Raw genomic sequence first — 11,518 nt, 5'->3', positions numbered from 1 at the left:
CATATGCAGCCCCAAGTTACATTTACCTTTGACTAGAGTTTCTTAACGGAAGGTTGCCAGGGCCACGAAGCTCTGCCCGGTCATATATTGTAGTTTCGCTATCATTTTAACGATTCAAGCCCGCAGCTCTTCGAGATCTGAAAACAAATCAAGAGCTTGCGGATTGGCGAGCGCTTCCTTGTTCTTCACCGGCCGTCCATGCACGATCTCGCGAACGGCGAGTTCGACGATCTTGCCGGACTTGGTGCGCGGAATATCGGCGACCGCGATGATTTTAGCGGGGACGTGACGTGGTGAGGCGCCGCTGCGGACTCGCGCTTTGATTGATTTGACCAGCTCATCGGTCAGCGCAACGCCAGATGCCAGGCGCACGAAGAGAACGACCCTGACATCGTCCTCCCAATCCTGACCGATGCAGAGCGCTTCGGCGACCTCGGGCATCTGCTCGACCTGATTGTAGATTTCCGCCGTGCCGATGCGTACGCCACCCGGATTGAGCGTCGCATCCGAGCGGCCGTGAATGATGATGCCGTCATGCTCGGTCCATTCGGCGAAATCGCCGTGGCACCAGATATTGTCGAAACGCTCGAAATAGGCGGCGCGGTATTTGGCGCCATCGATGTCGTTCCAGAACATGACCGGCATGGAGGGGAAGGCCTTGGTGCAGACGAGCTCGCCCTTTTCGCCGCGCACAGGATGGCCATCGTCATCCCAGACATCCATGGCAAGGCCGAGCCCGGGACCCTGGATTTCGCCGCGCCAGACCGGCTGCATGGGATTTCCCAGTACAAAGCAGGAGACGATGTCGGTGCCGCCGGAGATCGAGGCCAGCTGAATGTCCTCCTTGATGCCCTCATAGACGAAGGTAAAGCCCTCGGGCGATAGCGGCGATCCAGTCGAGGTCATCAGGCGAAGGCTGCTCAGATCGTGCGAACTGCGCGGCATAAAACCGCTTTTGCGGACGGCATCGATATATTTCGCCGAGGTGCCGAAGACCGCGAACTTTTCGGCTTGCGCATAGTCGAAGAGCACATTGCCATCGGGCGCGAAGGGCGAGCCGTCGAAGAGGCAGAGCGTGGCGCCGACGGCGAGCCCCGATACCAGCCAGTTCCACATCATCCAGCCGCATGTCGTGAAATAGAAAAGCTTTTCGCCGGCGCCGAGGCCGCAATGCAACCGATGTTCCTTGAGGTGCTGCAAAAGCGTACCGCCGGCCGAATGCACGATGCACTTGGGCACGCCCGTCGTACCCGAGGAGAACAGGATATAGAGGGGGTGCGAGAACGGCAGGCGCCGGAATTCGATCGGGCGGGCGGGATGGGCGGCGATGAAAGCGTCCAGCGTTCGGGCACCGGATACGGCCCGCGCGACATCGTCGGCATCACCCGCATAGTGCACGACTACGGTGGGAACGCCGAGTTTCGCCGCGACCGCGGCCACCTTCTCCTTGATAGGCTGCAGCTTGCCGCCATACCAATAGGCATCGCAGGTGACGAAGAGCTTCGGCTCGATCTGGCCGAAGCGATCGAGCACGCCCTGTTCGCCGAAATCGGGGGAACAGGAGGACCAGATCGCACCTATCGAGGCGGCTGCGAGCATGAAGGCGACTGTTTCGGGCACGTTTGGCATCATTGCCGCCACACGGTCTCCAGGCCCAATGCCCTCGGCGCGCATGGCCTGCTGCAATCTCGATACCTGCTCGCGCAGCCGGTCCCAGCTCCAGCGATCCTCTGCCTTGTCTTCTCCGCGAAAGATGATCGCGTCGCCGGTACCCTCTTCTGAGAGCAGGTTTTCGGCAAAGTTCAGCGTTGCGTCGGGAAAGAAGCGGGCGTCGAGCATGATTTCGTCATCGACAAGCACGCGCTCGCCGCGTTCACCCTTGACGCCACAGAACTCCCAAACCGACGTCCAGAATTTGGCGCGGTCGGCGACCGACCAGGCATGCAACTCGCCATAACTGGATAGTGAAAGGCCAAAGTCCCGGTTGCATTTCTGCATGAAGGAGAAGATCGGGCTTTCTTCGACCGAGGCTCGCGAAGGGATCCAGAGTGGCTTATCGTCACGCATGCAGAACTCCTCTTGTTAGAGACCTATATAACATGCCGTGACGGCGGATAAAGGTGCTACTCGGCCGGGTCGCCCGGCTATATATTTGCAACCGCGCAGCATTTGATATATCCGGAATTTCAGTACATTAACGGGCAGATGTCGAAAGACTGGCGAAACGCATGGGTACGTCCCGACCACCGCCGCGGCGGATAAAAATCAGGCCCGTCTCCCGCTGGCTGCCGGGTGTCGCCCGCGTCGGCACGATCTCGCTGCTGGTCTTTCTCGCCGTCTTCGTTTCGCTTCGGGTCGCCGGGCCCTATGTGATCTCGACCGGGCTCGTGCGCTCCGGCATCGAGGATAGGCTGTCGCGATGGACGGGCTACAATGCCGAGATTTCCGGTCGGCCTGTCATCGAGTTCTGGCCGACGCCGCGCATCACCGTGAACAAGATTGCGGTGCGCCAGAAGGACGCCAACAAGCTGCTCGGCACGATCGAAAGCGTCTCGGCCGAGTTCAGCCTGATCGATGCCTTCAGAGGCAAGGCGAGCTTCCACGAATTCCATATCCTGCGCCCCAACCTGCTTTTGACGCGCGAGCGCGATGGCACGATCGACTGGACGAATGACGGCCAGCTGGCGCAGGCTATCGCCGGCGCGCAGGAAAAGAACGGCGAAGAGACGCTCGACACGACGCTGGATGCTGACATCGGCACCATCACGGTCGAAGACGGCACCTTGAACGTGACCGATGTCGCCAGCGGCAGGACCTACCGCTTCGATGGCGTGACCGCCGATATCGGCTGGCCGCGCCTGTCGAGCCCAATCGGCGCGGTGCTGATCGCCCGCACCAATGGCCTCGACCTGAAGCTCGACTTCTCGTCGCGCAGCCCCTTGCTGACCTTCGGCGGCAAGAATGCACCGTTGCGGGCCGCGCTGACATCGAACCTGGTGACGGCCAAGTTCGATGGCGTGGCCAACATCGCCCATCTGTTCAGCCTGCAAGGCACCATGTCCGTCGGCATTCCTGATCTGCCGGCCTTGCTGACATGGGCGGGACGCGCGCTGCCGGATGCGGCGACGCTCAAGGCATTTTCGATCGACAGCGATGTGACCTCGTCGGCGAACGGTTTTCGCTTCGATAATCTCACGCTCGGCATGAACGGCTCGAACGCCAATGGCGCGATGGATGTGAGCTTCGTGCCCGGCAAGCGCGCCAAGCTCGGCGGCACGCTGGCCTTCGACCAGATCAATTTCAAATCCCTGTTCGACGCCTTCGTGGTGCGGCTCGCCGCCGGCGAAGATCATGGGCCGCCCGATGGCGGCGCCTTGCAACAGCTCGATATCGACCTCAGGCTATCAGCCAAGCAGGCCGATCTCGTCCCCTTCAAGCTCGCCAATGTCGGCGCGAGTATTATCGTTTCCAGCAATGAGGCGCGGTTCGATATCGGCGACGGCCAGTTCGAAGGCGGCGCGCTGACTGCTCATATCGAGACCAAGCGCGGCGACTTCGATGGCGGTGGTAAGCTGCAGATGTCGATCCGGGGCGCGGATTTCGCCAGCCTGATCGAACGCCTCAACCTCAAGGGTCCGCTGCCGCTCGCGACCGGTTCGCTCGACCTTTCCGTCAGCACCGCGCTGCCGATCTGGAAGGCGGGGCCGGCGGATGTGAGCGGCAACATTCATTTTCGCGCGCAGGCAGGTTCGCTGCCTGGGTTTGATTCCGAGGCGGTGCGCAGCGAAGCGGCAAAGGCGGAGTTCTTCGCGCTGAGCGCCGTCTCACATCGCTCCTTCGCGTTCGATCGCCTTGATATCGCGGCCGATCTCGATGACGGGGCTGCGCAGATCAAGCGCGGCCGGATCGAAGGGCCGCAGGAAACCATCACGCTTTCGGGCGTCATTCCCTACAAATCGAGCGGGCTTGCGCTCTCAGGCAAGATCATCGCCACCGATCCCGCAAACGACGCAGCCTTTCCGGCCCTGCCGTTCTTCGTCGGCGGTTCCTGGCCGGATCCGGTCCTTTCGGCGCTGCCAGGTAACCAGCAACCGGGCAACCAGCAGCCGCCGCAGGAAGGCGCTACGAAGTAATCACGGCGCGTTCGCGGCCGCCCGCTCGTCCCTCTCACGCTGCAACTCGCGCCGCTTGGTGATGACGGATGTGCAGACGACGCCGACCGCAACGATGCCGATCAGGATTGTGCAGACCGCGTTGATCTCCGGCGTGACGCCGAGGCGCACCTGGCTGTAGATCTTCATCGGCAGCGTGGTGGCACCCGGACCGGACGTGAAGCTGGCGATGACGAGATCGTCCAGCGACAGGGTGAAGGCGAGGATCCAGCCGGACGCCACGGCGGGCGCGATGATCGGCAGCGTGATCTCAAAGAAGGTGCGCACTGGCGGCGAGCCGAGATCGAGCGCCGCTTCCTCGATCGAGCGATCGAACGTCAAAAGGCGCGACTGCACAACGACCGCGACGAAGCACATGGTGAGCGTCGTATGGGCCAGCGTGATGGTCCAGAAGCCGCGGTCGAGGCCAATCGCCACGAAGAGCAGCAGCAGCGACAGGCCGGTGATGACCTCGGGCATGACCAGCGGCGCGTATACCATGCCGGAGAAGAGCATGCGGCCGCGAAAGCGCGTGTAGCGCACCAAAGTGATGGCAGCGAGCGTGCCGAGAATGGTCGCGGCGGTTGCCGAGAGCACGCCCACGCGCAGCGTCACCCAGGCGGCGTCGAGCAGCGCCTGGTTCTGGAAGAGCGACACGTACCACTTGGTCGAAAAGCCGCCCCAGACGGTGACGAGCTTCGATTCGTTGAAGGAGAAGACGACGAGCAGGACGATCGGCAGATAGAGGAAGGCGAAGCCGAGCGTCACGGAGGCTACGTTGAAGCGGGTCCATTTCATCATGGTCTATCTCCCCTGCTCATCAGCCTTGGCCTGCACATTCTGGAAGAACACGATGGGTATCACCAGGATGAGAAGCAAGATGGTGGCCACGGCCGAGGAGACCGGCCAGTCGCGGTTGGAATTGAACTCGTTCCACAGCGTCTTGCCGATCATCAGCGTCTGCGATCCGCCGAGCAGATCGGGGATAACGAACTCGCCGACCGCGGGGATGAAAACCAGCATGCAGCCGGCGACGACACCAGGAAGCGACAGCGGGAAGGTCACGCGCCAGAAAGCCGTTATCGGCGGGCAACCGAGATCCTGCGCCGCCTCGATCAGTGTGCCGTCCATCTTCTCAAGTGACGAGTAGAGCGGCAGCACCATGAACGGCAGATACGAATAGACGATGCCGATATAGACCGCGATGTTGGTGTTGAGGATGATCAACGGGCTGTCGATGACATGCAGCGACTGCAGCAGCTGGTTCAGCAGCCCCTCGGGCTTCAGGATGGCGATCCAGGCGTAGACGCGGATCAGGAAGCTCGTCCAGAACGGCAAGATGACCAGCATCAGAAGCGTCGGGCGGATGCTGCGCGGGGCATTCGCCATACCATAGGCGATCGGATAGGCGATCAGCAGCGTCAGCAGCGTGGAGATGCCGGCGATGATGACGCTGGAGAGATAGGCGTTGAAATAGAGCGGATCGTCGATCAGGTAATGATAGTTGTCGAAGGAGAAGCTTGCGATCTTGTCCCAGACGTCGGCCCAGCTATCCGAGAATGAAAAAGCCGGATCATAGGGCGGCATCGCGATCGCCGTCGTCGACAGAGAAATGCGGAAGACGATGAAGAACGGCGCCAGGAAGAACAGCAGCAGCCAGACGTAAGGGACGATGATGACGAGGCGGTTGTAGACGGATGATCCGAGCTTGCCCATTGCGTCAATCCCTCAACAGAACGCCGGCGTCCTCGGCGAAGGTGACCCAGACTTCCTGATCGTAGACAAAGGGATCATCGACCGCGCGCTGCGCATTCAAAGACGACGCCTTCACCACCTTGCCGCTCTTCAGCTTCACATGGAAAACGGTCATGTCGCCGAGATAGGCGATGTCCCAGAGCTCGCCCGAGGCGGCATTGATGCCGGGATTGGCCGGCGGGGTGCGCGTGACCTTCAGCTTTTCTGGCCGGATGGCGAAGCCGGCGGGGCTGCCGACAGCCAGGGGCTCCGCGCCCGACAGCTTGATCGTGAGGCTCTCGTCGATAGCGATCTCGACGCCAGTGGCATTGGAGGCCGTGACCTTGCCGTCGAAGATGTTCACGTCGCCGATGAAGTCGGCCACGAAGCGGGAGTTCGGGGCCTCGTAGATTTCGGCCGGCGTCGCCACCTGGATGACCTTGCCGTGGCTCATGACCGCGATGCGGTCGGCCATGGTCATCGCCTCTTCCTGGTCGTGGGTGACGACGACAAAGGTGAGACCGAGGTTCTGCTGCAGGTCCATCAGCTCGAACTGGGTTTCCTCGCGCAGTTTCTTGTCGAGCGCGCCAAGCGGTTCGTCGAGCAGCAGCACTTTCGGGCGCTTGGCAAGCGAGCGGGCGAGCGCCACGCGCTGGCGCTGGCCGCCGGAAAGCTGGTTGGGCTTGCGGGACGCGAATTTCTCCAGCTTCACCATCTTCAGCATCTGCAGCACGCGTTCGCCGATCTCGTCCTTGGCCATCCCATCCTGGCGCAGGCCGAAGGCGATGTTCTTTTCGACCGTCATGTGCGGGAAGAGCGCGTAGGACTGGAACATCATGTTGACTGGCCGCTTGTAGGGCGGCGTTCCGGCCAAATCAGTGCCATCGAGGATGATCTCACCTGATGTCGGCTGCTCGAAACCGGCCAGCATGCGCAGCAGCGTGGACTTGCCGCAGCCCGATGCGCCGAGCAGCGCGAAGAACTCGCGGTGATAGATATTGAGCGAAAGGTCGTCGACGGCGGTGAAATCACCGAAGCGCTTGGTGACGTTCTTGACCGAGATGAACGGCTTGGCGGCCGGATCGGCCCAAGGCGCAAAGGAACGGCGAATATTGCCGAGTGACTTCATGATTTTTCCCCGAAAACTGACCTGATCCAATGCGCCACTAAAAGAAATGCCCGAACCATCAGGTTCGGGCAGATCAGTGCATTACTGACCGGTGACGACTGTCGTCCACAGTCGCGTCACTGCACGCTGCGCTTTCGCATCGAGCGGCGGAACGGTGAATAGCTTCGCCATGACCTCGGGCGTCGGATAAATCGCCGTGTCATCGATCACTTCCTTGTCGAGCAGCGGCTGCGATGCCTTGTTGCCGTTGGCGTAGAAGACGTAGTTCGATGCCTTGGCGGCAACCTCGGGCTTCATCATGTAGTTGATGAATTCATGCGCTTCCTCGACATGCGGGGCATCCTTCGGAATACCGAAGACGTCGAAGAAGATCTGCGCACCCTGGTTCGGCACCGAGTAATCGACCTTGACGCCGGAGTTGGCTTCGGTGGCGCGGTCGCGGGCCTGGAAGACGTCGCCCGAGAAGCCGAGCGCGATGCAGATGTCGCCATTGGCAAGCGCGCTGATGTATTCCGACGAGTGGAATTTGCGCACGAAGGGACGAACGGCCATCAACACGTCCTGTGCCTTCTTCAGGTCTTCCGTCTTGGTGCTGTTCGGATCGAGTCCGAGATAGGCAAGCACGGAGGGGATGACGTCGGTCGGAGAGTCCAGCATGTAGATGCCGCAGTCCTTGAGCTTGGCAGCCTTTGCCGGATCGAAGAGCGCATCCCAGTTGGGCTTCTCATCCGTGCCGAGCGCTGCCTTCACCTTGTCGACGTTGTAGCCAATACCTGTCGTGCCCCACATGTAGTCGACGGCGTATTCATTGCCAGGATCGAAGGACGCCACACCCTTGGTGACCACGTCCCACATGTTGGACAGGTTCGGCAGCTTCGACTTGTCGAGCTTCTGGTAGACACCGGCGGCGATCTGGCGCTGCATGAAGGATACGGTCGGAACCACGACGTCGTAGCCCGTGCCGCCGGCCAGAAGCTTGGCTTCCAGCGTCTCGTTGCTGTCGAAGGTGTCGTAGACGACCTTGATGCCGGTTTCCTTGGTGAAATCTTCGAGGATGGAACTGTCGATATAATCGGACCAGTTGTAGACATTGACGACGCGATCCGCGGCAACGGATGGCGTGATCGAAAGCCCAGTCACGAGAGCCGTGGCCGCGAGCTTTACGAGAATTGACCTCATGCTATCTCCTGCTTTTTGTTTGGGCACCGTTTTCCGCGGATGCCCTCCCTCTGGTTTTGGTTGCAGACTAGAAAGGATTTCTGGAGCCGACAAGCGCAAAATCCTGCACTCTCAATGATTTCGCTGTGACTAAAGACCGGGACTAAAAGTCGAAGTTGCCAAGGCCCGAGACCATCTCGTCGAGCCCCAACGGGCGTGTAACAGGCGGCTCGGCGCGCGAGAGGCAACCGCGCCTTTCGCAGAGACGACAGCCGGAGCCTGCCGTGATCGCCTTTTGCGCGGAAACCGCCCGGCCGTAGACCGTCCCCTCGCCCGCCGAAGCATCACAACCGACGAGAAGCGCCGTGCGACGGACGCGCTCGCCGAACGGCGCGTTCGGCCCTTCCAGCGTGCGGGATATTGTGAGGTAGCGGTTATTATCAGGCATCTCGACCATCTCGGCCAAGATCTGTCCGGGCTGCAGCAGGGCGGCATGGACGTTGAGCTTGGGACAGTCGCCACCGAAGCGGAGATGTGGGAAGCCCTGTGATCCTGACCGCCGCAGCCGATGGCCGGCGCCGTCGATCTCCATGGTGAAGAAGGAGACGGCCGAGGCGCCGGGGCGCTGCAGCATGGTCAACCGGGTTGCGGCTTGCGCGAAGGAGACATTGAAGCGCACGCGCAGGATATCGATGTCGTAGGACGCCGCCTGGGCCGCGGCAAGGAAGGGCGCGTAGGGCATGGTCAGCGCCAGTGCCGCATAGCGCGCAAGCTCGAAGCGGGCGATGCGCTTCGCCTCCTCGGTGGAGAGCATCAGGCCTTCGAGCTCGGCGAGGATTGCCTCGCGCAGCGCCAGCGTTGCGACTTCGATTGCGATCTCCTGCGCCTGCTCTGCCGGCGACAGGCGCTCGGAAATGAAAAGCCGCATGGAGTGACGATCGAAACGACGGCGGAGATCCGGCATGACGTGGATGGGGAGGACGCGGACGCCGATGCCACGCTCGGCGCGCAGCCACTCCTTGAACGTCGAGATGATATCGCGGGGGTCGGAGAGCGCATGCAGGAACGCTTCCGCCGCCGTCTCGATGCGCGGGAAATAGGCCGAGCGGCGCTCCAACACATCGCGCACCTCATCGGCCGGCAGCCGCGCGCCCGACAGCGGTACCTGCCCCTCCCCTGCACTCAGAAGCGTGAGATCGGAGAGGCGCGCCGCCTGCTCCCGGTAAGCGCGGTAGAGCTTGATGACGCCGCTTGCCGCATTGGGTGCCGCTTCCGCGACTTCGACCAGCTCCTGATCGCCCGGCAGCTCGCCGGATAGCAGCGGATCGGCGAAGACTTCCTTCAACTGAGTGAGGCTGCCGCCGCTTTCGGCGCGCAGCTCCTCCAGATCGACCTTGTAGACCGCCGCGAGCTTCAGCAGCAGCTGGACGGTCAGCGGGCGCTGGTTGCGCTCGATCAGGTTGAGATAGGACGGCGAGATCTCCAGCGCCTCGGCCATCGCCGCCTGCGTCACGCCGAGGCCGTTTCGGATACGGCGGACCTTGGGACCGGCAAACATCTTGCGCTCAGCCATGTGACAATCCTTTACAGAATATCCGGATCAAAGAATTTACAAAACTTGACAAATTTACTGTCCAAACTTGTCACGTCCTTTGCATCACGACCCTTATTGTATCGCGTTTCTCCGGTTAACTCTGGCCACTTCCCGATGATTTGTAAATCCTGTCAATCAGCCAGACGGCCATGATGTTATGCAAGGAGGAAGACATGACAGAGTTTGACAAGCTTCACCGCAATATCCCCGCCAACCGCTTCGCCGGCATCGAGCGCCCCTATTCGGCCGACGATGTGCGACGGCTGCGCGGATCGGTCGAGCTTCGTTACTCGTTGGCCGAAATGGGCGCCAACCGGCTCTGGCAACTGCTGCATCAGGATGACTTCGTCAACGCGCTGGGCGCGCTTTCCGGCAACCAGGCCATGCAGATGGTCCGCGCCGGGCTGAAGGCAATCTATCTCTCGGGTTGGCAGGTCGCGGCCGATTCCAACACGGCATCGGCGATGTATCCCGATCAGTCGCTCTACCCTGCCAATGCCGGGCCGGAGCTTGCAAAGCGGATCAATAGAACGCTGCAGCGCGCCGACCAGATCGAGAGCTCGGAAGACAAGGGGCTTTCGGTCGATACCTGGTTCGCGCCGATCGTTGCCGATGCCGAAGCGGGCTTCGGCGGGCCGCTTAACGCCTTCGAGATCATGAAGGCCTATATCGAAGCGGGTGTCGCGGGGGTTCATTTCGAGGACCAGCTGGCGTCGGAAAAGAAGTGCGGCCATCTCGGCGGCAAGGTTCTGATCCCGACCGCCGCCTATATCCGCAACCTCGACGCCGCGCGCCTTGCCGCCGACGTCATGGGTGTTCCGACGCTCGTCATCGCCCGCACCGACGCGGAAGCCGCCAAGCTGTTGACCTCCGATATCGACGAGCGCGACCAGCCCTTCGTCGACTACGATGCCGGCCGCACGGTCGAGGGCTTCTATCAGGTGCGCAACGGGCTGGAGCCCTGCATCGCCCGTGCCGTCGCCTACGCCCCGCATTGCGACCTGATCTGGTGCGAGACCTCCAAGCCGGATCTGGAGCAGGCGCGCCGGTTCGCCGAGGGCGTGCACAAGGTGCATCCGGGCAAGCTGCTCGCTTACAACTGCTCGCCGTCTTTCAACTGGAAAAAGAACCTCGACGACGCGACGATCGCCAAGTTCCAGCGTGAGCTCGGTGCGATGGGCTACAAGTTCCAGTTCATCACGCTGGCGGGCTTCCACCAGCTGAACTTCGGCATGTACGAGCTCGCCCGCGGCTACAAGGACCGGCAGATGGCCGCCTATTCGGAGCTGCAGCAGGCGGAGTTCGCCGCTGAAGTGAACGGCTACACAGCCACCAAGCACCAACGCGAAGTCGGCACCGGCTATTTCGACGCCGTGTCGATGGCAATCACCGGCGGGCGGTCCTCGACCACCGCGATGGAGGAATCCACCGAGCACGCACAGTTCAAGCCAGCAGCCGAGTAACATCGTTCAAAGGAGGAGAAGACCATGCCTACGCTTGCACGCGTCAAGGAACGCGCAGAGGAACAATCCACCAGCATGACACCGGATCAGCAGGGCATGATCCGCATGCTCGCCAATGATCTGCACCGGCTGAACCAGTCGGTCATGAAGGCGGTCGATGCCGGCGTTTCGGTCGAGATCGTGCGATCTGCCCGCCATCACGGCGGCGATGGAAACTGGGGTGACCTGTTGATCCCCGTCATTGTTGCAGGCCGGAGCTGACTAGCCCCCAATCCGCCTGCAACACGGC

General features: G+C 61.5%; 9 protein-coding genes. 3 read left to right on the top strand and 6 right to left on the bottom strand.

The window, feature by feature from the left end:
- Positions 1-114: 114 nt before the first annotated feature.
- Positions 115-2,067 (bottom strand): acetoacetate--CoA ligase, encoded by a 1,953-nt coding sequence (locus D460_RS0110425; protein WP_018898487.1) that lies wholly within the window; start codon positions 2,065-2,067, stop codon positions 115-117.
- 161 nt (positions 2,068-2,228) lie between these two features.
- Here D460_RS0110425 and D460_RS0110420 point away from each other — a divergent pair, with 161 nt between their 5' ends.
- Positions 2,229-4,133 (top strand): AsmA-like C-terminal region-containing protein, encoded by a 1,905-nt coding sequence (locus D460_RS0110420; protein ID WP_018898486.1) that lies wholly within the window; start codon positions 2,229-2,231, stop codon positions 4,131-4,133.
- Here the strand turns inward: D460_RS0110420 and D460_RS0110415 are convergent, their stop codons facing one another.
- The 5 genes from D460_RS0110415 to D460_RS0110395 form a co-directional block, all read right to left on the bottom strand.
- Positions 4,134-4,952, bottom strand: a complete 819-nt coding sequence (locus D460_RS0110415) for an ABC transporter permease subunit (protein ID WP_018898485.1) — start codon at positions 4,950-4,952, stop codon at positions 4,134-4,136.
- A gap of 3 nt (positions 4,953-4,955) precedes the next feature.
- The gene (locus D460_RS0110410; protein WP_018898484.1) at positions 4,956-5,867 is read right to left on the bottom strand and encodes an ABC transporter permease subunit; all 912 of its coding nucleotides are present in this window, start codon (positions 5,865-5,867) and stop codon (positions 4,956-4,958) included.
- A gap of 4 nt (positions 5,868-5,871) precedes the next feature.
- The gene (locus D460_RS0110405; protein ID WP_018898483.1) at positions 5,872-7,014 is read right to left on the bottom strand and encodes an ABC transporter ATP-binding protein; all 1,143 of its coding nucleotides are present in this window, start codon (positions 7,012-7,014) and stop codon (positions 5,872-5,874) included.
- Between the two features lie 81 nt (positions 7,015-7,095).
- Positions 7,096-8,193 (bottom strand): polyamine ABC transporter substrate-binding protein, encoded by a 1,098-nt coding sequence (locus D460_RS0110400; RefSeq protein WP_018898482.1) that lies wholly within the window; start codon positions 8,191-8,193, stop codon positions 7,096-7,098.
- A gap of 142 nt (positions 8,194-8,335) precedes the next feature.
- Positions 8,336-9,745: an XRE family transcriptional regulator gene (locus tag D460_RS0110395; protein ID WP_018898481.1), complete on the bottom strand. Its 1,410-nt coding sequence runs from the start codon at positions 9,743-9,745 to the stop codon at positions 8,336-8,338.
- Between the two features lie 194 nt (positions 9,746-9,939).
- Between D460_RS0110395 and aceA the strand changes: the two genes are divergently transcribed.
- Positions 9,940-11,229: an isocitrate lyase gene (gene aceA, locus D460_RS0110390; RefSeq protein WP_018898480.1), complete on the top strand. Its 1,290-nt coding sequence runs from the start codon at positions 9,940-9,942 to the stop codon at positions 11,227-11,229.
- A gap of 24 nt (positions 11,230-11,253) precedes the next feature.
- On the top strand, positions 11,254-11,490 hold the full coding sequence (locus D460_RS0110385; protein WP_018898479.1) for a hypothetical protein: 237 nt from the start codon (positions 11,254-11,256) through the stop codon (positions 11,488-11,490).
- Positions 11,491-11,518 lie beyond the last annotated feature (28 nt).

The sequence above is a fragment of the Rhizobium sp. 2MFCol3.1 genome, from assembly GCF_000377565.1.
GTDB lineage: Bacteria > Pseudomonadota > Alphaproteobacteria > Rhizobiales > Rhizobiaceae > Rhizobium.
Note: the sequence above shows the minus strand (reverse complement) of the source record. Positions and strands in the feature narration are given on the sequence as shown.

Bases quoted from the DNA above. Each gene is read 5' to 3' on its own strand.
- D460_RS0110425 (WP_018898487.1), bottom strand. From the start codon at position 2,067: ATGCGTGACGATAAGCCACTCTGGATCCCTTCGCGAGCCTCGGTCGAA.
- D460_RS0110420 (WP_018898486.1), top strand. From the start codon at position 2,229: ATGGGTACGTCCCGACCACCGCCGCGGCGGATAAAAATCAGGCCCGTC.
- D460_RS0110415 (WP_018898485.1), bottom strand. From the start codon at position 4,952: ATGATGAAATGGACCCGCTTCAACGTAGCCTCCGTGACGCTCGGCTTC.
- D460_RS0110410 (WP_018898484.1), bottom strand. From the start codon at position 5,867: ATGGGCAAGCTCGGATCATCCGTCTACAACCGCCTCGTCATCATCGTC.
- D460_RS0110405 (WP_018898483.1), bottom strand. From the start codon at position 7,014: ATGAAGTCACTCGGCAATATTCGCCGTTCCTTTGCGCCTTGGGCCGAT.
- D460_RS0110400 (WP_018898482.1), bottom strand. From the start codon at position 8,193: ATGAGGTCAATTCTCGTAAAGCTCGCGGCCACGGCTCTCGTGACTGGG.
- D460_RS0110395 (WP_018898481.1), bottom strand. From the start codon at position 9,745: ATGGCTGAGCGCAAGATGTTTGCCGGTCCCAAGGTCCGCCGTATCCGA.
- aceA (WP_018898480.1), top strand. From the start codon at position 9,940: ATGACAGAGTTTGACAAGCTTCACCGCAATATCCCCGCCAACCGCTTC.
- D460_RS0110385 (WP_018898479.1), top strand. From the start codon at position 11,254: ATGCCTACGCTTGCACGCGTCAAGGAACGCGCAGAGGAACAATCCACC.